Consider the following 21,831-nt stretch of genomic DNA (forward strand, 5'->3'; position numbering starts at 1 on the left):
ATGGGCAGGTTCAGCGATTTTTTCATCAAGGAACTCGGGCGCCGCCAAGTCTGGCTGTTTTTTCTGTTGGCGACATTTGTGTATGTGCTGCCATTGATCCTCGCGGACTTTCCTTACATCGATGACAATTGGCGTTCGCTGTCGGCGGGTATGGCCTGGGCGAAGGAGGGCCGACTGTTCGCGGAACTGTTTTACAACGAGCTGACCTTCAGCAATGCCGCGCCGAACATTTTTCCGTTGCCGTTGTTGATCGCCACGCTAGCCATGTCCTGGGCGCTGACCAGCCTGACTTTTCATTACTACCCTCAGCCGACCATTGCCCATTGCCTGGTGCTGTTGCCGCTTTGGTACAACCCGTTCTTCCTGCAAAACCTGTCCTATCAATACGACGGCCCGATCATGGTCTTGAGCGTGGTGGCGGTGATTTACGCGATCACCTACCGCCATCCTTCGCGCGGTGTGCAATGGCTGGTGCCGTCCTGCCTGATTGCGCTCGCGGTGGGGCTTTATCAGATCAGTCTGAACGTGTTTGTGGGCCTGTGTTGCCTGGAACTGCTCAGGGCCGCAAGTGACAGGGTGGCCTGGCCGCAGTGGCTCGGTTTGATCGGCTGGAGACTCGCTCAAGTCGTGCTGGGCTGGTTGATCTACGGCGTTACTGCTTATCCGTTCATGGGGCAAAGCCGCACGCAGCTGCTGAACGAGGCGGCAGAGCCTTTGCTGCAAATCCACATCAACATTGCCCGGGTGCTGGAAAGCGTCGTGCTGCTGTTCCATGGCGGATTTGCCTGGGTGTTTGCCGGCCTGTTGTTGTGCGCCATTGCCGGTGCGGTTCGATTGGGTTTTAGCGTCGTTGATCGCAAGGACAGCGGGCCAAGAAAGCTATTGATCGGCCTGTTGTGTTTGCTGACCGTGCCGGTCGTGATGTTGTTGGTGTCCGGTGTGGCGCTGTTCTTTCGCGACTTCAATGAAGGCGCCAGGACCTTGATGGGGTTCGCGGTGTTGCTGGTGCTGTTGTTTTACTTGAGCCATAGGGCGCTGGCACCTATCCACGAGCGCTTGCCGCTGCTGTTGATGGTGCCACTGCTGGCGATGCTGTCGCTGTCGTTTGCTTATGGGCGAGTGCTGACGCTGCAGAAAACCTTCGCCAGTGGCGCGTTGTTCAGCCTTGAGCACGATATGGCCAGCCACCAACCGCTGCGCGATGCCAAGCGCATTTATATGTCGGTGACGTATTCCGATCACTGGCTGGTGTCGGCCTCGGGCTCGTTCAAACAGCTGCCGGTGCTGCACTATTTGCTGAACGTCGACTATTTCATGCTGGCCGAAAACCTGCCGACCGTGGGAATCACCAACGTGGTTGCAGAGCGGGAGCGGCGTAACGCGACGTTGGTGGGGTATCAGGGGTTTGTGCCGTTGGTGGATAGTCAGTACTACCGGATTTACCTGATCGGCGATTACGGTTTTATCGTCTTCAAAGAGCCGGTCCCAGTTAAAACGCTGCGTTGGTGAAGATCAAAAGATCGCAGCCTGCGGCAACTTCTACATTGATCGAGTGCAAACCCAACCCTGTAGGAGCTGCCGAAGGCTGCGATCTTTTGACGTTTGGGTCAGGCAGCGGCGATCTCGTTCGGCTCGAAACTGTCCGCCCGCGCCATCTGCCACATCCGCGAATAAAACTCGCCGTTGACTTCACCCGTCAGCAATTCCCCCGGTTTGAGGAACACATGCAACTGCGAGAACAACTTGATCTCGGTCGCCGACATGCGCCGTACCAAGTGCTTGGCCGACAACTGCGACGGATGCTCAAGACCCGCAGCAGCGAGCATTTCGGCCAGGCCCTTGAGCGTGTTGCGGTGGAAGTTGTAGACGCGCTGGGCCTTGTCTGGCACCACCAGCGCCCGTTGGCGCAGCGTGTCCTGAGTCGCGACGCCGGTCGGGCATTTGTTGGTGTGGCAACTCTGCGACTGAATGCAACCGATGGCGAACATGAAGCCGCGCGCCGAGTTGGCCCAATCGGCGCCAATGGCCAGGACGCTGGCGATGTCGAAGGCGCTGACGATCTTGCCGCTGGCACCGAGTTTGATCTTGTCGCGCAGGTTCAGGCCCACCAACGTGTTGTGGACGAACAGCAGACCTTCGCGCATCGGCACACCGATGTGGTCGGTGAACTCGACCGGCGCGGCGCCGGTGCCGCCTTCCTTGCCATCGACCACGATGAAGTCCGGGAGGATGCCGGTTTCCAGCATGGCCTTGGCGATACCCATGAACTCCCACGGATGACCCAGGCAGAACTTGAAACCCACCGGTTTGCCGCCGGACAGTTCGCGCAGTTGCTGGATGAAGTGCATCAGTTCGATCGGCGTGGAAAACGCACTGTGCCGGGACGGTGAAACACAATCTTCACCCATGAGGATGCCGCGGGTTTCGGCAATCTCCTTGGTGACTTTGTGTTTGGGCAGGATGCCGCCGTGGCCGGGTTTCGCGCCTTGGCTCATCTTGATTTCGATCATGCGCACTTGCGGTGTTTGCGCCTGCGCGGCGAAGCGTTCCGGGTCGAAACGCCCGTCGCTGGTGCGGCAGCCGAAGTAGCCGCTGCCCAGTTCCCAGGTCAGGTCGCCGCCGTGTTCGCGGTGATAGGCGCTGATGCTGCCTTCACCGGTGTCGTGGGCGAAGTTGCCGAGCTTGGCACCCTGGTTCAGCGCGCGAATGGCGTTGGCGCTGAGTGAGCCGAAGCTCATGGCCGAGATGTTGAACACCGACGCCGAGTACGGCTGGGTGCATTGCGGGCCACCGACGATCACGCGGAAACCGTTCGGATCGCTCAAGGGCGCCGGACGCATGGAGTGGCCGATGAATTCGAAACCCGACTGGTACACGTCGATCAAGGTGCCGAACGGTTTGTCGGCGCTTTCATTTTTGGCCCGCGAATAGACCAGCGAGCGCTGGGACCGGGAGAAGGGCAGGGCATCGCTGTCGGATTCGAGCAGGTACTGGCGGATTTCCGGGCGGATGGCTTCGACCAGGTAGCGAATATTGCCGAGGATCGGGTAATTACGGCGCACCGCGTGAGGGCTTTGCAGCAGATCGAAAATACCGATCAGGCTGAGGGCACCCGTGACGGCAGTGATCGGCCAAAGCCAATCGTGGTCGAGAAAAGGCAGGCTGGCGAGGGTAAACATCACACAGACGGCAAAGAAGGCGTAGCGGCTCAGGAGTGACAGGCTCATACGGTTTCCTTGGGTTCGGACTCGGTATTTTTAAAAGATCGCAGCCTTCGGCAGCTCCTACAGGGGAATGCAATCTATGTAGGAGCTGCCGCAGGCTGCGATCTTTTCAGGCATTTTGTGCCTGGAGAAAAATCGAAAACAGCTCGGACTGGGATTTGATCCCCAGCTTGCTGTACATGTGTTTCTTATGGACTTTCACGGTTTCGATGGAGATTTCCAGTTTGCGGGCGATTTCCTTGCTGGAGCAGCCACTGAGCATCAAGCGCCCGACATCCAGCTCCCGGGCGGTCAACTGCGCGCCTTTGAGTTGCTGCACCGACGCTTCCAGTTGCACCCGCCAGTCGCCTTGTACCGGCGCCGGAGCAAGTGCTACCACTTCGTTGATTTCATACGGCAGGCGCTGGCGCAGCAGGCCCAATACCCACGGCTGGATCAACGACAGCAAGGCAATCTGCTCGGCGCTGAAACGCTGTTTGCTGCCCAGTGACAGGCACAGCGTGCGGTCGCCTTGAAGCTGGCAATTAAACTGGATTTCATCGGCCACGACATTTACACGAAAGTAGCGCTGGTAATACTCGGTCAGTTCGAAGTGCTCCGGGGCCACTTCCGACAAACGATACAACCCGGTGCGCGATTGTTCGCGGCACGCGATGTAGAACGGGTCAAGCAGGTACAGGCCGCGCAGGTAATCCTGGAACAACTGATCGGGGCTGCCATCCTCGCCGGGGCTTTCGGCGAACACCTGCGGGTGCTGATCGGCGCTGAACAGCAGGACCACCCAGCTGTCGCAGGGGACGTACTGATCCAGCAACCGCACCAGCTGCGCCCAGAAATTGGGCTTGTCCAAGGCGTCGATCAAATGCCCGACCGAACGGTGCCAGGCGATGTCGTCCAACGAGAGTGTCATGCATCTACCCCTATCGTGTTACCCCGGCAGCGTGATTTCGCGGCCACTTGCTTGCTGCGCATACTGGCGCACAGACAGCGACCGGGCAATCTTACCGGCGTTTAGAACAAGGACTACCCATGAAAGTCGAACTCGCCCAATTGGCGGGCCGTGACAACGACACGGCTTACAACCTGGAACGCACCCTGGCGGCCATTGCAGCCTGCGCCGCCGACACGCAGTTGATCATGTTTCCGGAAAGCCACTTGATGGGCTTCCCTTCAGCCGAGACGGTGGCCGAGGTTGCCGAACCGCTGGACGGTCCGACCGTCAGCGCAATTGTCGCCGCCGCCCGTGAACGCAAGATTGCCGTGGTCGTCGGCACCGCCGAGAACGACAACGGCCGTTTCTACAACACCACGCTGCTGATCACCCCGGAAGGCATCGCGCTGAAATATCGCAAGACGCATTTGTGGGCGTCGGATCGCGGTGTCTATGAGGCCGGTGATCGCTATGCCACTTGCCTGTGGAAGGGCGTGCGCGTCGGCCTGTTGATTTGCTACGACATCGAATTCCCTGAAACCGCCCGCGCTCTGGCGCAACTGGGCGCGGAATTGCTGCTGGTGACCAACGGCAACATGGACCCCTACGGCCCGACGCACCGCACCGCGATCATGGCCCGCGCCCAGGAAAACCAGGCGTTTGCGCTGATGGTCAACCGGGTGGAAGAGGGCGATGGCGGTCTGCTGTTCGCCGGTGGCAGTGCACTGGTCGATCCGCTGGGCACGCTGCTGTTCGAGGCCGGACGCGACGAAGGGCAGTTTGCAGTTGAACTGGACCTGAAGCAGTTGACGGCGGCGCGGCAGGATTATCGTTATCTGGATGATCAGCGGCTGAAGCTGCCGGGGGCGATGGTTGAGCATGCTTCTGGACTGCGGGAGCTGATGATTCCCAAGGGCTGAAGATCAAAAGATCGCAGCCTGCGGCAGCGCCTACAGGGCCATGCGATCAATGTAGGAGCTGCCGAAGGCTGCGATCTTTTAACGATTCACCACCGAAGAACAACAACACAAGATACGAAACTCTGCGCCGAACTCGGCTCTGCCATAAATCTAATAATTCCGGAGTAGTCGCTCATGGCTCGTTTGCAACGCACCCTGTCATTAGGGTCGGTGGTGCTGTTTGGCATCGCCTACATGACGCCGATCATTGTGCTCGGCACCTTTGGCATCCTCGCTCAATCCACCGCCGGCATGGTTCCGGCCGCTTACCTCGCGGCGCTGGTGGCAATGTTTTTCACCGCCATGAGCTACGGCCGCATGGCCTCGGCGTTCCCGGTAGCCGGTTCCGCCTACAGCTATGTGCGCAAAGCCATCAGCCCGAAACTCGGGTTCATTGCCGGTTGGGCGGTACTGCTGGATTACCTGTTCCTGCCCATGGCGATCTGGCTGATCGGCGCCGCCTATCTCAACTCCGCGTTCCCGGCGGTGCCGCAATGGATCTGGGTGCTGGCGTTCATCGGCATCACCAGCGCGATCAACATCGTCGGCCTGAAACTGGCCAACGGCATCAACGCCTTGCTGATGCTGATTCAATTCCTGGTGCTGATCGCTTTTGTGGCGCTGTGTGTGCACTACGTCGGTGGCGATGCGAGCACGCCATTGTGGTCGATCAAACCGTTCTTCAATAGTGACATGCAGATGCCGTTGATCATGAGTGGCGCGGCCATTGCCTGTTACTCGTTTCTCGGCTTCGATGCAGTCAGCACCCTGACCGAAGAAACCCGCGACCCACGTCGCACCATTCCACGGGCGATCATGTTGATCACCCTGATCGGCGGCCTTATTTTCGTCGGTGTGTCGTACTTCGTGCAGATCGCTCATCCCTCATTCCAGTTCGACAACGTCGACTCGGCAGCCTATGAAATTGCCCGAAACGTCGGTGGTGACTTGTTCGTCTCGATCTTCCTGATCGGCCTGATCGTCGGCCAATTCGCCTCAGGCTTGTCGGCGCAGGCCAGCGGCTCGCGACTGCTGTACGCCATGGGTCGCGACGGTGTATTGCCAAAATCGTTCTTCGGCACGCTGCACGAACGCTTCGGTACGCCAATCAACAGCATCCTGCTGTGCGCGGTGGTAGCGTTGCTGGCACTGAAACTGGACGTCACCACGTCGACCTCGTTCATCAACTTCGGTGCGTTCCTGGCATTCAGCCTGGTGAACCTGTCGGTGATCTTCCACTACTGGATCGGCGGCGAGAAGAAAGGCCTGCGCGAGCTGGTGCTGTTCCTGATCTTCCCGTTCATCGGCCTCGCGGCGGACCTGTGGCTGATGGTCAGCCTCGATCACCTGGCGATCTACCTCGGCTTGAGCTGGTTGGCGATTGGCGTGGTGTACCTGGCGGTACTGACTGGCGGCTTCCGTCGCCAGCCACCGGAGATGGATTTCCAGGAAGCCACGTAAGCAACGGATTTTCCTGACCCCTGTAGTAGCTGCCGCAGGCTGCGATCTTTTGAGCTTGTCTTTAAAAAACAAAGTCAAAAGATCGCAGCCTTCGGCAGCTCCTACAGGTAGGCGAGTTTCATGCCTCGACGGAGTTGTCCGTCAGCTGCTGCTTTCGCTCGTGTTTCTGTTTGTCATTGGGCAGGGCATTGATGCAGTAGTTGATATGGTAAAAGGTGAACAACACCGAAAAGACACGGTTTATCCGTGGCTCGAAATTGTGTTCAGTCAGGGTGTAAGCCCTGATTGCCCGTCTTACGCGAAAACACCAAACGATCTGAACCAACAAAATCGAAACGTTCCATAACAGGACTAACCCGGGAATGAAGAGACTCACAAACATGGCCACTACACAGCCCACACCCAGCAAAACCAGGTAGCCAATCAGGAAAGTCATGCTCATGACCTTGATATGAGTAGTCTCTTCAACTGCCGTAGAAGCTTTGTACAGCCAGATAAGCGGGTAGAGCCCCAGCGTCACGATGCAAAGCAGAAAGAGATGAAATGTCTTGGTGTTGATTTTTTCTTTAAGCGTTGAAATGTCGGACATGCAGGTGATCCATTTGGCGGCGGAATTGGCGGACAACCGTTAAAAAACGGTGCAAGCACGCTACCAAACTCGTTCGTGGGAAATTTCCGGGCTTGTAAGCAGACTGTTCCGGTCTTTGTCGGGATTCAATCCTTGGCCGAGTTGTAAAGGCGTGGGATTCTTTACACCCCTCCAAAACAGACCTTGGTTCAGCAATGTCTTTTTCTTCTGATGCATCTCTCAGCGAATCCGCCTTCATCCACATTGCCGCCGCCCTGCTGATCGGCTCCGACGGTCGAACCCTGTTGGTGCGCAAGCGCGGCACCCAGGCATTCATGCAACCGGGTGGCAAGATCGAAGCCCATGAGCTGCCGGTTCATGCGCTGGCCCGCGAACTGGAAGAAGAGCTGGGTCTGGAGATTGATCCGGCGCAGGCAGTTTTTCTGGGGCAGTTTTCCGCACCGGCCGCCAACGAGCCTGGTCATGTCGTTAGGGCGGAGATTTTTCTGCTGAAAATCGATGCCGATGTCTCCCCCGCCGCCGAGATCGAAGAGGTGATCTGGATCGACCCCGCCACCGACGTCGATGTCACGCTGGCGCCATTGACACGGGAGCTGATCCTGCCGTTTTATCGAGCTTCGCTGACCGCGATCGCCTGATCATTTACGCAAAGGACCCGCCATGATCCCGCTTCAAGATTTGCTGATCTTCGCCGCTGCCGCGTTGCTGATGGTACTGACGCCGGGCCCGAACATGATCTACCTGATCTCCCGTTCGATCTGCCAGGGCCGCAAGGCCGGCGTGACCTCGTTGCTCGGTGTGGTCTCGGGGTTCTTCGTCCATCTGTTCGCCGCGGCGGCCGGTTTGACGGCGGTGTTTCTGGCGGTGCCGGTGGCTTATGAAGTGCTGAAATGGGCCGGCGCGTTGTACCTGTTGTGGCTGGCCTGGCAGGCGGTCAAACCCGGTGCCCGTTCACCGTTCGAAGCCCGGCAATTGCCGCCGGACTCGACGCGAAAACTGATCACCATGGGTTTTCTGACCAGCGCCCTGAACCCGAAGATTGCGGTGTTTTATTTGTCGGTGTTCCCGCAATTCATCACGCCCGAACATGGCTCGGTGTTCACCCAAAGCATCGTGCTGGGCCTGACCCAAATCAGTGTCAGCTTCTGCGTCAATCTGCTGATCGCACTGTTCGCCTCGGGCATCGCCTCGTGGTTCGTCAACAACCCGAGCTGGCTGGCGCTGCAGCGCTACTTCATGGGCTTCGTGCTGTCGGCACTGGCGTTGCGGCTGATGCTTGAACAGCGCCGGATGGCCTGACCATGTGGATCGAGCGGCTGGATGCCAGGCATGCTCTGGACTATCGGGAACTGATGCTCGAAGCCTATGACCTGCACCCGCAGGCGTTCACGTCGAGCGTGCGCGAACGCGCCGCGATGCCGCTGAGTTGGTGGGAATCGCGCCTGACCAACAAGCTCGATGTGGTACTCGGAGCGTTCGAAGAGGGCGGGTTGGCAGGTATTGTCGGGCTGGCGTTCGAGCCTCGGGAAAAGGCCCGGCACAAAGTGACACTGTTTGGCATGTACGTGAGGGGCAATGTCCGGCAGCGCGGCTTCGGCTATCAACTGGTCCAGGCCGCCCTCGCTGAAGCGCAGGTCCATCAGGGGTTGCGGCTGATCAAGCTGACCGTCACCGCTGGCAACGACCAGGCGTTCAACCTGTACCAGCGATGTGGCTTTGTGCAATTCGGGCTGGAACCGATGGCAGTGCGGGTGGGCGAGGATTACTTCGACAAGATCCATATGTGGCGTGAAGTCTCGCCGCTATAAAGGTATCCATGCAGGAGCTGCCGCAGGCTGCGATCTTTTGATCTTAAACATCAGGATCAAAAGATCGCAGCCTGCGGCAGCTCCTACATGTTGATTGCGTCCTAGCGGACGGCGCTGACGCCGTCCAATGTCGAAAACGATGTGTCCTTGGCCGTCAGCAAGAAATCGCGCATGTACGGCGCATCCAGCATGTCCGCCCGAATCCCTGCATACAGCGTCGCAAACAAACCTTTCTCGCCCAGGCGCTTGGCCTTCACATAACCCCGTGAGCTGTATTCATGCAGCGCCCAATGGGGCATGCCGCACACGCCGCGTCCGCTGGCCACCAATTGCATCATCATCACCGTCAGTTCCGAGGTCCGGACCTGTGCCGGCTCGATGTCTGCTGGCTCCAGGAAGCGCGTGAAGATGTCCAGCCGGTCGCGCTCCACGGGGTAGGTGATCAAGGTTTCCGTGAGCAAATCTTCCGGGACGATGTAGGCCTTGCTCGCCAAACGGTGCTGGTTGGCGACCGCGAGCATCGCTTCGTAGGTGAACAACGGCACATAGGTGATCCCGACCAGTTCCAGCGGATCGGAGGTCACCACCAGATCCAGATCGCCACGGGCCAGGGCCGGCAGCGGCGCGAAGGAGAAACCCGACGCCAGGTCCAGCTCCACTTCCGGCCAGGCATCGCGGAACTGGTCGATGGTCGGCATCAGCCACTGGAAGCAACTGTGGCATTCGATCGCCATGTGCAAGCGCCCGGCTGTGCCACCGGCCAGGCGACTGATGTCGCGCTCGGCTGTACGCAGCAGCGGCAGGGTGGCATCGGCCAGTTGCAGCAGACGCAAACCGGCGCTGGTGAAACGCACCGGTTTGGTCTTGCGCACAAATAGCTGCATCCCCAACCGCTCCTCAAGCTCCTTGAACTGGTGGGACAGTGCCGACTGGGTCAGGTGCAGGCGATCAGCCGCATCCACCAAGCTATCGGCTTCGCGCAAGGCATGCAGGGTCTTCAGGTGACGGATTTCAAGCACCGGGGGCTCCATGAGGAAAACTTGTGATCAACACGAAAAGGTTGAGTTTGTCTCATGTTGGTCTGGCTGTCGACAATAGCGCCATGTTTTACACATTCTTTTAAAGGGAGAAATTCACCATGGCTCTGGCCCACACACTTGGTTTCCCGCGCATCGGCGCTGACCGCGAACTGAAGAAAGCCCTCGAATCCTACTGGAAGGGTGATCTCGATCAGCAAGCGCTGAAAAGCGTCGGTCGCCAATTGCGCGCCACCCATTGGCAGTTGCAGAAGGACGCGGGCATTGACCTGCTGCCGGTCGGCGACTTTGCCTGGTACGACCAGGTACTGACTCACTCTCTGACCTTTGGTGTGATTCCCGAGCGTTTCGACAGTGCCAAGGATGAGCGCGGCCTGCCGACCCTCGACACTCTGTTTGCCATGGCCCGTGGCGCCACCGCGACCTGCTGCGGCGGCGAACATGCCCAGTCGCAATACGCCCAGGAATTGACCAAGTGGTTCGACACCAACTACCACTACCTGGTCCCGGAATTCACCGCAGACCAGTCATTCAAGTTGAGCTGGGAGCAGCTGTTCGACGAAGTCGACGAAGCCAAGGCATTGGGGCACAACGTCAAACCGGTGATCATCGGCCCGTTGACTTACTTGTGGCTGGGCAAGGCTAAAGGCAAGGATTTCGACAAGCTCGATCTGCTGGAACGCCTGCTGCCGGTGTACAACGAAATCCTCAACCGCCTCGCCGACCAAGGCGTGGAGTGGGTGCAGATCGACGAGCCGATCCTGACTCTCGACCTGCCACAGGCCTGGAAAAGCGCCTTCGAACGCGCTTATCACATCCTTCAATACTCGCCACTGAAAAAACTGCTGGCGACCTATTTCAGTGGCCTGCAAGACAACCTTGGCCTGGCCGTTGGCTTGCCAGTGCAAGGCTTGCACATCGATGCGGTGCGCGCGCCGGACCAACTGCTGCATGTGCTTGATCGCCTGCCGACCTACAAGATTCTCTCGGTTGGCTTGGTCAATGGTCGCAACGTCTGGCGCTGTGAACTGGAGCCGGTGCTGGAGCAACTGCAATTTGCCCAGGAACGTTTTGGCGACAACCTGTGGGTCAGCAGTTCCTGCTCGCTGCTGCACAGCCCGGTGGACCTGGAGCGTGAAGACAAACTCGATCCGGAACTGAAAAGCTGGCTGGCGTTTGCGGTGCAAAAGTGTGGCGAAATCGCCGTACTGCGCGATGCCCTGAACGATCCGCAAGCGCCCAAAGTGCAAACCGCCCTGGCCGAAAGCCGTGCCATCGCCGCCAGCCGTGCCGAGTCGCCACGTATCCACAAAGCTGAAGTGCAGGCCCGCATCAACGCCATCGGCGCGGCGGACAGCCAACGCCACTCGCCGTTTGCCAAACGTATCGAGCAGCAGCGTGCGCGGTTGAAACTGCCGGCGTTTCCGACCACCACTATCGGCTCGTTTCCGCAGACCGGTTCGATCCGGCTGGCACGTCAGGCGTTCAAGCAAGGCAAGCTGTCGGCCAACGATTACACCGACGCCATGCACCACGAAATCCGTCACGCCGTGCAGGTTCAGGAACGCCTGGGGCTGGACGTGCTGGTGCACGGTGAAGCCGAGCGCAACGACATGGTCGAGTACTTCGCCGAGCAGCTCGATGGTTACCTGTTCACTCGCTTCGGTTGGGTGCAGAGCTACGGCTCCCGTTGTGTCAAACCGGCGATCATCTACGGCGACCTGAGCCGCCCGAAAGCCATGACGGTCGACTGGATCACCTACGCGCAGAGCCAGACCGACAAGGTCATGAAGGGCATGCTCACCGGTCCCGTGACCATGTTGATGTGGTCGTTCCCGCGTGAAGATGTCTCGCGCAAAATCCAGGCGCAGCAACTGGCGCTGGCCCTGCGTGACGAAGTGGTGGACCTCGAAGCCGCGGGGATCAAGATTGTGCAGATCGACGAAGCCGCGTTCCGCGAAGGCCTGCCGCTGCGTCGGGCGCAATGGCAGGAATACCTCGATTGGGCGGTAGAAGCGTTTCGCCTGAGCGCCAGTGGTGTGCGTGACGAAACCCAGATCCACACCCACATGTGCTACAGCGAATTCAATGATGTGATCGAAGCCATTGCGGCCATGGACGCTGACGTGATCACCATCGAGACCTCGCGTTCGGACATGGAGTTGCTGCAAGCGTTCGAGGCGTTCGACTACCCGAACGACATCGGCCCCGGCGTCTACGACATTCACTCGCCACGGGTGCCGGACACGGCCGAGATGGTCAAGTTGATGAGCAAAGCCGTGAAGCGCATCCCGGCCGAACGCTTGTGGATCAACCCCGATTGCGGCCTGAAAACCCGCGCCTGGCCCGAGACCGAAGCGGCGTTGGTGAACATGGTGGCGGCAGCGCGCCAGCTGCGTAGCCAACTGGCTTGATCCTCGCCTCGCTGTCGCGATGAACGTTAACGATAACGCGTGAACCCTGAGACCCTACGGCGCTCTCGGGTTTTTCGCGAGCAGGCTCGCTCCTACAGGTTTTGCGGTGGCGTAGGAGCGAGCTTGCTCGCGAAGGGCGTTAATGATAACGCGTGAAGCCTGACACCCAGCGGCGCTCTCGGGTTTTTCGCGAGCAGGCTCGCTCCTACAGGTTTTGCGGTGGCGTAGGAGCGAGCTTGCTCGCGATGAACGTTAACGATAACGCGTGAAGCCTGACACCCAGCGGCGCTCTGGGGTTTTCGCGAGCAGGCTCGCTCCTACAGGTTTTGTGGTGGTGTTGTGCTTTTTAGAGCTCGGAGAAGTGCTTGATCCCCAGCGGCTTGCCGATATCGCCGCGCCAGATTGATTCGACATGACCACCGCCACTGGCCTGGGCCTGCTGCCATTGCAGGCCCAGATGGCGTTGTTCCGGCCGTTTCAGATGGCCTTTGACGAAGTCACTGAATTGAGGCTTTGCCGAGGTGTAGTGGAAGTGCGCATACCATAGCGTTTGCGCCGGTTCGCCGGTCAGATCGCGAACTTCGTACTCCTGTAGAAAATCCCGACGTCCGTCCGGGCGTTTGCCCAGTTCTCGCAATCCACCTTCCTTGCGAATGCCCACCACCCGTTGTTCCAGCAGATAGTCCAGATAACCCTCGGTAGGGGTTTTGCTCTGCAGGGACTGATCGATCCGCAACGTGCGTCCAGCACGTGACAACGCCTGCGCCCGATTGCGCAATTGCAGCGCGACGGGCTCCGTCGGTGACAGCCGCTCGATGGCCTGTGCACGCATGCTGAGCTCCGCGGCTTCGCTGCTCATCATGTGTTCGAGGTCAACGGGCAACATGTCTTGCCGGGCATAGCCTTCGACTTTGCTTTTGTAGGCGTCTACGGTGCCGAGCCTTTTCCGGGCCTCCGCCAGCAACGGCGCGACATCGGTCGGAAGTTCGGGTTGCGCAGCACCCACGGGCTCACTGAGGTGGTATTTGCCGCTGGAGCGTGGCAGCCAGGTTTCCGTCCGGCCATCGACCCCTTCGATGGTAAAGCGCTTTTGCCGGGTGGCGGCATCGGTACTGGCAACCCCGATCAGCAGTTGGTTGTCTTCGGTTTCGAAGAGTTGCCTGGCGCCGCGTCCTTCGTTCGGCGTCGGGGAAGGGCGATGCTTGATGGCCTGGCGTGCGAATTCTTCGACCTTCTCCAGGTTGTCCAGGAACACGGCGACTTGCGCCAGATCCAGGTGCTGCGGATAGCCAAGCGCCCAGGCGCTGAGGTGGCGGCGGAACTCGGCATACGTGGCCAGGCAGTCTTCAAGTACCTTGTTGCGCTGGGTGAAATTGGCGTGCACTTCCGGGAGATGATGCTGGGTGAGCAGGGCGCGTCCGACGTTAGTCCGGGCCTTTTTCAGTTGCACGTGAAAGTAAACCCAGGACAGGTCGGTGACGGCTTCGTAGTGGGTAATGATTTCCAGCACATGGGCCGACTTCAGGTAGTAGTAATTGGCGTCGCTGAATTTGTCGCTCAAGTTCGTAATGTCTTGCGCCATCATCGACTTTTGCGCGCGGTTGGTGATTCGACGATTCCAGCGATGGGCTTGTTCGACCGTCTCGTGCAGTTGATCAAAGTCCTTGAGGAAGTCTTTGCGTACCGCCTTGCGTTGCGCCATCAACCGCAAATGCGCGGTCGTATCGGTGACCGGTGTGGTGTCTGAACGGGCAATCAGTTGATCGATACGATCGAGGTGTTGCACCAGCAGATCCTTCATCAGCATGACCCTGCGGACCGAGCGGTCGACGATGATCCAGGCACAGCGACTTTGAATGTCTTCGATCATCGCCCGTTTTCGGCCATGACTGAACAGCATCAGCTCTTCGAGATTCAGGTACTGGTTTTGTGCGAGCTCAATGTCGTTCGCGCAAGCCAGGTCGGCACGAGCGCGCAGGGGAGGGCGCTGATTGGGCTCGAGATCGAAGTAGTTATTCAGCGTAGCGTTGGTGCTGTGGGTCTGGGTTTCGAGTCGCCGGGTATAGGCATCGGCGGTGTTGGTCAGGGTCAGTTGGCGACGCAAGGCGCGGTCGGTCCACCAGCGCGGCAACCATCGGCGAATGGCCTCAGGCCAGAGCGGGTCGGCACCGTCGGCAAGGTGCCCGAGCACGGCGCCGCCGCCAGCTCCACCACCCTCCATCACGGTGCCGTATACGGCGTAATGGGTGTTCCAGTTTCCCGCTTCATCGAGTGCGATCGGTTGTTTGTACGGCCGCGCCCAAGTGCCGTGCAATCGCCAGCCACGACGGCCATCGCTCAGCTCGATCCGGTAGATGCGTCCCTGGTTGATCATGAAGTCGCCGTCGGCATGTCGATAGACCCCGCGATAAATCCCGTGAGTCCCCGGTTGCAGGCCGGCCAGAGAAATCTGGTGCTCGTACTCGTAGCCCTTGAATCGCTCCAGGGTGCGCCGTGCCTGACGTTGAGTGCCTAACTGCAAGGCGCGCGAGCTTTTCGCCACGGTCCGCAGGTGGCGCTGGCGGGTGATTGCGCGCGCGGCAGCGGGTGCGCCGGACGTCGCGGCAACGCCAGGCAGAATGTCCATCGCCGCGTCAATCAATGACAACAACACCGCTTCCACTTCGGCCAGGCCATGGCCGACATTACCGCGCAAGAACGCCGCAACCGCCAGGTTGGCGCTGCCCCAGGCGTCGTACAGAGCAATGGCCGTGCCCACGAATGGGACCATGCCAAAAGCCATTTTCAGGTAATTGAACATTGCGCCGGATTTCAACGCTACATGCTCAAGATACAAGGCATCGTTGGAGCGCGATGTCGCCCGATGCGCTTCCAGCAATCGTCCCATATGCACATCAAGCAGGTGGGCCGCCAATGAAGTGGTCGACGGCCAGACCATGCCCGTACCGATCAGGGCATCGAAGTTTTTCAGTCTCGCCTGGTTGATCCGGCTGACGTGGTGGTCGACGTCGCCGGTCAATGCGCGGTCGGCCAGATAGTTGACCATTCGTGTGTGCAGGCAAAGGTTGAACAACGCTTTGCGTGCTTCATCGAGACTGTCGTACTGGCGCAGAAATACCCCGTCAGGGCTGTCGGGCAGGTATAGCAGGGTCAGGCCGCTGATCTGTTCCACGATAAAAGTGACACCGGCCAAGGTGCTTGGCCCCTGATGTTGTGTGTCTGCACCACCGACTGTCAGGTGCGCTGGCAGCAGGACGATGCGTTTTCCGTTGGCTGCATAGGCTTCACGACTATTGGCGTCGATGGCGGTCTCCAGCACGTGCTGACCGTCAGGGTTGATGTCGCGTTGCAACAGGGCGAACTCGCCTTGCAGCTTGAGCATCAGGCGCCAGGGCTCGCTCAGGCATTCGCGACGGTACTCATTGCTGAAGGCCGTTGCGGTTGAGGTGCCGAGAAAGGTCTGACGGATCAGCGTTTCATATTTTCCGGCCAGGTCCAGATCACTGACCAACGTGCGCAACCAGGCCTGGGTGATGCCGGCTTTCAGCTTCTGGCGTTCGGTTTCATCTGAGCCGGTGATATCGACCCGCATCAAGGACAGGCGCCACCACATCGCTTGGTCGATGTTGCCTTGTGCCAGTTCGGCCAGCGAGACGTTGCTACGTTGTTGGCTGGGGATCAGCACGTTGTGCTGGGGGGTTCCCGGCGCCGCGCCGCCGCTCAGGACTTTCTGCCAGGTGGTGGATTCAGGCAGGTTCAGCGTCACTTCAAAATCTTGTGTGAGGCTGAAGTCCTGACGCAAGCGTGTCTCGATAGCTTTTTTACTGAAGGCATCCCGCGGTGGCAGCTCTCGTTCGAGCAGTTCGTGGGAGCGCTTCATCGCGGTGATGTAGGACGTGAACAGCCCTTTGAGTCGCACACGCTGAGCTTGCGTCAAGGTGCCGAGCCAGGTCGGTAAAGTGCCTGCCAACGCGCTGCTGTGGTTCTGTTCCAGCAATTGCGCGTACGCCAGTTCTCGGGCGGCCGGCATTGGCACTGTCAGGTGGACGAGGGTTTGTTCACGGAGTTTTTCCAGTGCCTGCTTGCGCTCAAGCGTACGTTGCGGCGCAGGATGGTCGGCGATCAACCGGGCAGCCTGCTGCTCGCAGCTATAGAGCTGATTTTGCAATGCGTATTCGAAAGGGTTTCGTGTGAGCGCCGAAAGGTGCAGCGTCAGGTTTTTTTCATTGGCCGTGAGTTTGAACAGGGTCTTTTCCAGGTCCTGCCGGGTTTCAAATCGTTGCAAGCCGCCGAAGCGACCGGGCCAGTACAGCAACAGGCTATGGGACGAAGACATCAGCAGCGCCGACGGATGAGCGAACAACAGCACGCCGTCCAGTTCCTGGGTGTGAGTCGTGGTGCTGTCCGCATCGGCTTCGATTACTGACAAGCTCAGCCGTGCGACGACTACATCGGCATCCCGGTCCTTTTGCTCCGGCGCATCCAGCACCTTGGTGATCCACTGATGTTCCTCGACGCTGATCTGGTTCAAGGCCAATTGAGCATCGGCTTCGGCACGCAGTCCGGCGAGGCGTGCCTGGTAAAGCGCGTCGTAATGAGTGTTCGGCAGATTACGCAGTTCCAGCATGTGAAGCGGGTTACGGGTATTGAGCAGCGCCGACGCCGCCGTGACGCTGGCCTGTTCGGCGGCCGCCAGTGCATCGAGTGGCTGTTTCAGTGTGAGCAGGCGCGGGTCATTCTGGTCACCCTGAAAGTCTTTGCCGAGCAGGTTCTGCATTGCTGTGTGCTGATCGGCGAGAGCGCTGCGACGGATGCTCAAGGGAATATCGGGGCTCAACAGGCCGAAAAGGCCGGCACTGTCGCGGCATTGTTCTTCGTCCGAATCCTCGGCCAGCAGGTCAGGTATCAGCGCAAAAACAGTCTTGTGTCGTTGTTGATCGGTTTGGGGGGTGGATAACTGCGTCAGCAGGGATTCGGCGCTGATGGCCAATGGGGCATTTTCAAGTGCAGCGTAATCGACGCTGGCGGCGTCAAGCCGGGAACCCCCAAGCAGTTGCTGGTGATGTTCGATCAGCCATTGCTCCATGTCGTTGCGGTTTTTGAAGGTCGTCCAGGCTGATGGACGGGACGGCAGGTATAGCCATTGGTTGACGGGCTGATCCGTATCCTGAGTGATGACCAATGCCCCGATAAGTTCGGCGCGTGTGCCATCGGCGCTTTTCAAGGCCAGTTGTTCGACGTGAATGGCAGGGGCAACGGTCGCCGTTCCAGCCGGGGCGGGATCAATCAGTGCCTGCAGCCGTTTCAGCTGCTCGCGGGTCAAGATTCCCTGGGCAAATGCCAGTTGGCTCGATGCCTCGAAATGCTGGCGGTACAACCGTGCTGCCAGCGTGCTGCGCGAAACGTCCGTACCGCGTGCACGTGCACTCCACCACTGTTCATCGAACGTCGACTGCGCGCTCTGCGCCATGAGTTCGAGCCATTGATCGCGACAATCATTGCAACGAGTCGAGGCGCTGAGGATCAGGTTCTGATCCAGGCTGGAAGGCAACGGATGTGTCAGGCCGAAGTCGGCCGGTCGAGGGGTGAATTCGTCAACCATGACGATGAATCTCCAGAGGGCCGGTCCTTGCCGGCGTAGCGGTCATTACCGGCCAATCGCGAAGGGTGCTGGCGGTACATAGTTATCGCGTGGTGCCATTTCTTTTGCCGATGACCGTTCAGCACTCTTCATCAAACTGTCACGTAACTGTGGCAGCGCGCTTGTACAAACTTCATCAGACTCGCGCTCTACTGGGGTTCTGCGTTTCGGTGTTTTTCATGCGTGCGTCTTTTTTTTCACGGGCCATTTTTCTGGCCGCATTGTTGTTTGGCCTGCCGTCATTGGCGGCCTCGCGTTGTGATGTCAACGTTCCGACCGAACGGGTTGATCTGGCGCAGGTGAGCCTGGCGTACCAGAGCATCGGCCGTGCGTCGGACCCGGCGTTGTTGCTGGTGATGGGCCTGGGCGGGCAGTTGATCCACTGGCCCGACGAGGTGGTGGTTGCGCTGTGTCAGCAAGGTTTTCGGGTGATTCGTTATGACAACCGCGATGTCGGCCTGTCGACCTGGCGGCAAACGCCGGCCGAAGCCAACCTGACCTTTGAAGTGCTGCGCTACAAGCTCGGTTTGCCGGTGTCGGCGCCTTACTCGTTGACGGATATGGCGGACGATGGTCTGGGGTTGATGGATGCTTTGCACATCGAACAATTTCATGTGCTGGGCGCGAGCATGGGCGGGATGATTGCCCAGCACATGGCAGCCATGGCGCCGCAGCGGGTCGAGAGCCTGACGCTGATCATGACCAGTTCCGGGGCCGAAGGCTTGCCGGCGCCGAGTGCGGCGTTGGTGCAGTTGCTCGCACGTCGCGGCGCGCCTAATCGTGAAGTCGCCCTGGAGCAACAGGCCGACCTGTTGGCGGCGCTGGGCAGCCCGACCGTGACGGATGATCGCCAGGCGCTGCTGCATCAGGCGGCGCTGTCCTATGACCGGGCGTTCAACCCTGAAGGTGTGAAACGCCAGATCATGGCGATTCTCGCCGAGCCGAGCCGGGTGGCATTACTGAATCAGTTGCGGGTGCCGGCGCTGGTGGTGCATGGCACGGCAGATCCGTTGTTGCCGGTGATGCACGGCGTGCACCTGGCGGCGCATTTGCGTGGCAGTCAGCTCAAGTTGATTCCGGGGTTGGCCCATCGTTTTCAGGAGGCATTCAAAGCGCCATTGCTGGCAGCGGTGTTGCCGTATTTGCGGGCGCATCGCGAGGACACTTCGCATTGGGCGCAAATCGATCCTCCTGCCGATCACAACCTCCTGTAATACCTGAGCCACCCACACTGTAGGAACTGCCGCAGGCTGCGATCTTTTGATCTGATCTTTTCGGGACCGCTGAAGATCACGATCAAAAGATCGCAGCCTTCGGCAGCTCCTACACAAATCCGCCAGTTGCGGGTGTATCGTTCACCCTTTCCCGCGCGTTTCAGCCAGCGAGGTGTGTGATGGGTACCCCATTGAAAATCGATTTCGTCAGCGATGTGTCCTGTCCCTGGTGTGTCGTCGGTCTTTACGGCCTGACCCGTGCCCTGGAGATTTTGCGCGATGAAGTCCGGGCCGAGATCCGGTTCCAGCCGTTCGAACTGAACCCGAAGATGGCGCCCGAAGGGCAGAACATCACCGAACACATCACTGAAAAATACGGCTCGACACCCGAGCAGTCGCAGAAGAATCGCGAAATGATCCGCGCGCGGGGCGCCGAGGTCGGGTTTGCTTTTCGCACGGACGGCAATAGCCGCATCTACAACACCTTCGATGCTCACCGCTTGCTGTATTGGGCCGGGCTGGAAGGTTTGCAGTTGAATCTGAAAGAGGCCTTGTTCAAGGCGTTTTTCACGGATGGCGGCAACCCGTCAGACCACGCCCAGTTGGCGCAGGTCGCGCAGAGCGTCGGGCTGGATCGGCAGCGGGCCGAGGCGATTCTGGCATCCGATGAATTCGCCAAAGAGGTTCGCGAAGAGGAACAGCTGTGGCTTTCGCGTGGAGTCAGTTCAGTGCCAACGGTGGTTTTCAACGGCCAATACGCGGTCACGGGCGGGCAGCCGGTCGAGGCATTTGTGGGGGCAATTCGGCAAATCATGAGTGAAGCGAAAGGCGGAACGGTCAGCTGACAATTTCCAGTCGTCAAAAAAGTATCAATGTGCCACTATGGTTTTGGGCGTCGCTGCCGATACAGGCAGCGACTTTTAATCATAGGGATTTGATCCATGAACCTCCACGCTCTACGCACCTTTGCTGCGCTGACTCTGCTCGCCTGCCTGACCCTCACCGGCTGTGCCAACGTTCAACCTCCCGTGCCGCTGGACCATCAATTCTGGGATGCCAAGGAGCCAACCATTGGTGTGGCGATTACCGTATTGCCGCCACCCGTGCTGGCACTGACCGGCAACCAGGGGATTCTTGATTACGCCATCAATTCGGGCGTTAACAGCAAGCTCAGTGACAACGTCAAAACCTGGCAAGTGCGCGATTTCGACACGTTGCCGGATGTGATCGTCGCCAAGTTGCAGGCCAAGGGTTACAAAGCCAAGCGCATTGACGAGAAAGTGGACCTGACGACCTACAAGGAGATGAAATTCCGCGAAGGTTACACGATCAAGGATTTGACCCCGATCAAGGCAAAGTATGGCGTCGATCGTCTGTTGTTGGTGTACGTCACTGCCACCGGTGCGACCCGCAGCTACTACAGCATCGTACCGACCAGCGTGCCGATGGCGCAGGTGGGCGGGCAGGGTATGGTGGTCGATCTGGCGGATAACAAACTGCTGTGGTTCCAGCCCTTTGCCGCGATACAAGCGGCCCAAGGTGAGTGGGACGAGCCGACCTACACCAACCTGTCGAACGCGTTCTACCAGGCTGTGGATAACAGCCGTCAGCAAATGATTACTCCGTTCGCACAATGAAGCGTCCAATCGTAGCGGCCAGTGCGCTGGCCCTGCTGATGTTGGCTGGTTGTGCGCAAAAGCAGGCCCCCGAGGTCGGTTTCAAGGATCAGGGCGCATTAACTTATGTACAGGCCCACGGACTCAAGGTCGATGTGCAGGTGCCGCAAGCGTTTGTCAGTGCCAGCATGGTGATCGATAGCAAGGATGCCCTGAAGGCTGCGTCGTCGAGTTACAACATGGTGTCGAGTTCGGGCATCAGTGCCGGGTTGGCCGGCGTGTTGGTGGCCAGCCTGGTCAATACTCAGATGGGCAGCGGCAGCTTGCAACGCGATGCGGAAAAAGCTGCACTCAAGGACTCGCGCCCGATGGCCGATTTGCTCGGTGGCGTGGCGTTGCAGGAGCGTTTGCAACAGCGCTATCAACAGGCGTCGCAAGCGGTCGGGTTGAAGCAGGGCGAAGGGCAGGTCACGGCTCGTCTGTTGATCGAACCCAAGCTGATGTTGACCCCGGATCGCGGCAGTTTTGTGCTGGTCAATCAGGTGCAGGTTCAAGATATCGCCGGCTCACCGCTGTATCGCATGCGCATCGAAGTGGCCAGCCAGCCGATCCGTCGTTGTGGCCAGCAATGCATCGATGACGGCAGCCTGGAACTGGCGAAGATCACTGCAGTGCTCGACGAATGCATCGACGAATCCATGCGCGTGCTGGCCACCGACCTGATGCAACCGACCCCGCCCCCGGCGGCCCAGGAAACCCTGCGGTACGTGCTGGACGGTCAGCGCGTGGTCGAGCGCGGTTATCAACTGGCGAGCAGCGGCAGTTACTGGCGTTATCGCAACCTCTACGGTGCGGTGAAGTCGGTGCCGGTGCCGTTCGAGGATGCGTTGACCCAGGCGCAGCTGGAAAAGGTTTACGGGCGCTAACCCCACCGTGC

The 21,831-nt window shown here is 59.2% G+C and carries 16 protein-coding genes; 11 read left to right on the plus strand and 5 right to left on the minus strand.

Going from position 1 to position 21,831, the window contains the following annotated elements; all coding sequences use genetic code 11:
• A complete protein-coding gene (locus KUF73_RS05430) occupies nucleotides 1-1,509 on the plus strand; it encodes a glucosyltransferase domain-containing protein (RefSeq protein WP_218437035.1) in 1,509 nt (502 codons plus the stop codon).
• Nucleotides 1,510-1,607: 98 nt separating this feature from the next.
• Here KUF73_RS05430 and KUF73_RS05435 read toward each other — a convergent pair whose 3' ends face one another.
• Nucleotides 1,608-3,227: an FMN-binding glutamate synthase family protein gene (locus KUF73_RS05435; protein WP_218437036.1), complete on the minus strand. Its 1,620-nt coding sequence runs from the start codon at nucleotides 3,225-3,227 to the stop codon at nucleotides 1,608-1,610.
• Between the two features lie 106 nt (nucleotides 3,228-3,333).
• On the minus strand, nucleotides 3,334-4,134 hold the full coding sequence (locus tag KUF73_RS05440) for a helix-turn-helix transcriptional regulator (protein WP_218437037.1): 801 nt from the start codon (nucleotides 4,132-4,134) through the stop codon (nucleotides 3,334-3,336).
• A gap of 119 nt (nucleotides 4,135-4,253) precedes the next feature.
• Here KUF73_RS05440 and KUF73_RS05445 point away from each other — a divergent pair, with 119 nt between their 5' ends.
• Both KUF73_RS05445 and KUF73_RS05450 read left to right on the plus strand, forming a co-directional pair.
• Entirely contained in the window at nucleotides 4,254-5,075 is an 822-nt protein-coding gene (locus KUF73_RS05445; RefSeq protein WP_218437038.1) for a carbon-nitrogen hydrolase family protein, read from the plus strand.
• 174 nt (nucleotides 5,076-5,249) lie between these two features.
• On the plus strand, nucleotides 5,250-6,575 hold the full coding sequence (locus KUF73_RS05450; protein ID WP_218437039.1) for an APC family permease: 1,326 nt from the start codon (nucleotides 5,250-5,252) through the stop codon (nucleotides 6,573-6,575).
• 118 nt (nucleotides 6,576-6,693) lie between these two features.
• Here the strand turns inward: KUF73_RS05450 and KUF73_RS05455 are convergent, their stop codons facing one another.
• Complete coding sequence (locus tag KUF73_RS05455) at nucleotides 6,694-7,164, minus strand: hypothetical protein (RefSeq protein WP_218437040.1); 471 nt, start codon at nucleotides 7,162-7,164, stop codon at nucleotides 6,694-6,696.
• A 194-nt stretch (nucleotides 7,165-7,358) separates the two neighbouring features.
• Here KUF73_RS05455 and KUF73_RS05460 point away from each other — a divergent pair, with 194 nt between their 5' ends.
• Genes KUF73_RS05460 through KUF73_RS05470 form a run of 3 tightly spaced genes read left to right on the plus strand, consistent with a single transcriptional unit; the run spans nucleotide 7,359 to nucleotide 8,972 of the window.
• Nucleotides 7,359-7,802: an NUDIX domain-containing protein gene (locus KUF73_RS05460; protein ID WP_218437041.1), complete on the plus strand. Its 444-nt coding sequence runs from the start codon at nucleotides 7,359-7,361 to the stop codon at nucleotides 7,800-7,802.
• Between the two features lie 22 nt (nucleotides 7,803-7,824).
• Complete coding sequence (locus tag KUF73_RS05465) at nucleotides 7,825-8,463, plus strand: LysE family translocator (RefSeq protein WP_218437042.1); 639 nt, start codon at nucleotides 7,825-7,827, stop codon at nucleotides 8,461-8,463.
• A 2-nt stretch (nucleotides 8,464-8,465) separates the two neighbouring features.
• Nucleotides 8,466-8,972, plus strand: a complete 507-nt coding sequence (locus KUF73_RS05470) for a GNAT family N-acetyltransferase (protein WP_218437043.1) — start codon at nucleotides 8,466-8,468, stop codon at nucleotides 8,970-8,972.
• Between the two features lie 101 nt (nucleotides 8,973-9,073).
• Here KUF73_RS05470 and metR read toward each other — a convergent pair whose 3' ends face one another.
• Nucleotides 9,074-9,991 (minus strand): transcriptional regulator MetR, encoded by a 918-nt coding sequence (gene metR / locus KUF73_RS05475; RefSeq protein WP_218437044.1) that lies wholly within the window; start codon nucleotides 9,989-9,991, stop codon nucleotides 9,074-9,076.
• A 119-nt stretch (nucleotides 9,992-10,110) separates the two neighbouring features.
• On the opposite strand from metR, the gene metE reads away from it, so the two are divergent.
• A complete protein-coding gene (metE, locus tag KUF73_RS05480) occupies nucleotides 10,111-12,423 on the plus strand; it encodes a 5-methyltetrahydropteroyltriglutamate--homocysteine S-methyltransferase (protein ID WP_218437045.1) in 2,313 nt (770 codons plus the stop codon).
• Nucleotides 12,424-12,769: 346 nt separating this feature from the next.
• On the opposite strand, the gene KUF73_RS05485 is transcribed toward metE, so the two are convergent.
• On the minus strand, nucleotides 12,770-18,025 hold the full coding sequence (locus KUF73_RS05485; protein WP_218437046.1) for a dermonecrotic toxin domain-containing protein: 5,256 nt from the start codon (nucleotides 18,023-18,025) through the stop codon (nucleotides 12,770-12,772).
• Nucleotides 18,026-18,243: 218 nt separating this feature from the next.
• Between KUF73_RS05485 and KUF73_RS05490 the strand changes: the two genes are divergently transcribed.
• The 4 genes from KUF73_RS05490 (at nucleotide 18,244) to KUF73_RS05505 (ending at nucleotide 21,820) form a co-directional block, all read left to right on the plus strand.
• Nucleotides 18,244-19,278, plus strand: a complete 1,035-nt coding sequence (locus KUF73_RS05490; protein ID WP_218437047.1) for an alpha/beta fold hydrolase — start codon at nucleotides 18,244-18,246, stop codon at nucleotides 19,276-19,278.
• Nucleotides 19,279-19,457: 179 nt separating this feature from the next.
• Nucleotides 19,458-20,123 carry a DsbA family oxidoreductase gene (locus KUF73_RS05495; protein ID WP_218437048.1) on the plus strand — a complete coding sequence of 222 codons (666 nt, stop codon included), beginning with the start codon at nucleotides 19,458-19,460 and terminating at the stop codon, nucleotides 20,121-20,123.
• Between the two features lie 96 nt (nucleotides 20,124-20,219).
• Nucleotides 20,220-20,915 (plus strand): hypothetical protein, encoded by a 696-nt coding sequence (locus KUF73_RS05500; RefSeq protein WP_218437049.1) that lies wholly within the window; start codon nucleotides 20,220-20,222, stop codon nucleotides 20,913-20,915.
• Nucleotides 20,912-21,820, plus strand: coding sequence for a hypothetical protein (locus KUF73_RS05505; RefSeq protein WP_218437050.1), 909 nt, complete (start codon nucleotides 20,912-20,914; stop codon nucleotides 21,818-21,820). The genes KUF73_RS05500 and KUF73_RS05505 overlap by 4 nt, the downstream gene beginning before the upstream one ends.
• Nucleotides 21,821-21,831 lie beyond the last annotated feature (11 nt).

The organism is Pseudomonas sp. PD9R, assembly GCF_019200975.1.
Taxonomy (GTDB): domain Bacteria; phylum Pseudomonadota; class Gammaproteobacteria; order Pseudomonadales; family Pseudomonadaceae; genus Aquipseudomonas.

Coding starts and splice junctions, on each gene's coding strand:
- KUF73_RS05485 (WP_218437046.1), bottom strand. CDS start 18,025: ATGGTTGACGAATTCACCCCTCGACCGGCCGACTTCGGCCTGACACAT.
- KUF73_RS05455 (WP_218437040.1), bottom strand. CDS start 7,164: ATGTCCGACATTTCAACGCTTAAAGAAAAAATCAACACCAAGACATTT.
- KUF73_RS05495 (WP_218437048.1), top strand. CDS start 19,458: ATGGGTACCCCATTGAAAATCGATTTCGTCAGCGATGTGTCCTGTCCC.
- KUF73_RS05430 (WP_218437035.1), top strand. CDS start 1: ATGGGCAGGTTCAGCGATTTTTTCATCAAGGAACTCGGGCGCCGCCAA.
- KUF73_RS05470 (WP_218437043.1), top strand. CDS start 8,466: ATGTGGATCGAGCGGCTGGATGCCAGGCATGCTCTGGACTATCGGGAA.
- KUF73_RS05435 (WP_218437036.1), bottom strand. CDS start 3,227: ATGAGCCTGTCACTCCTGAGCCGCTACGCCTTCTTTGCCGTCTGTGTG.
- KUF73_RS05490 (WP_218437047.1), top strand. CDS start 18,244: ATGCGTGCGTCTTTTTTTTCACGGGCCATTTTTCTGGCCGCATTGTTG.
- KUF73_RS05445 (WP_218437038.1), top strand. CDS start 4,254: ATGAAAGTCGAACTCGCCCAATTGGCGGGCCGTGACAACGACACGGCT.
- metE (WP_218437045.1), top strand. CDS start 10,111: ATGGCTCTGGCCCACACACTTGGTTTCCCGCGCATCGGCGCTGACCGC.
- KUF73_RS05460 (WP_218437041.1), top strand. CDS start 7,359: ATGTCTTTTTCTTCTGATGCATCTCTCAGCGAATCCGCCTTCATCCAC.
- KUF73_RS05500 (WP_218437049.1), top strand. CDS start 20,220: ATGAACCTCCACGCTCTACGCACCTTTGCTGCGCTGACTCTGCTCGCC.
- KUF73_RS05465 (WP_218437042.1), top strand. CDS start 7,825: ATGATCCCGCTTCAAGATTTGCTGATCTTCGCCGCTGCCGCGTTGCTG.
- KUF73_RS05505 (WP_218437050.1), top strand. CDS start 20,912: ATGAAGCGTCCAATCGTAGCGGCCAGTGCGCTGGCCCTGCTGATGTTG.
- KUF73_RS05450 (WP_218437039.1), top strand. CDS start 5,250: ATGGCTCGTTTGCAACGCACCCTGTCATTAGGGTCGGTGGTGCTGTTT.
- KUF73_RS05440 (WP_218437037.1), bottom strand. CDS start 4,134: ATGACACTCTCGTTGGACGACATCGCCTGGCACCGTTCGGTCGGGCAT.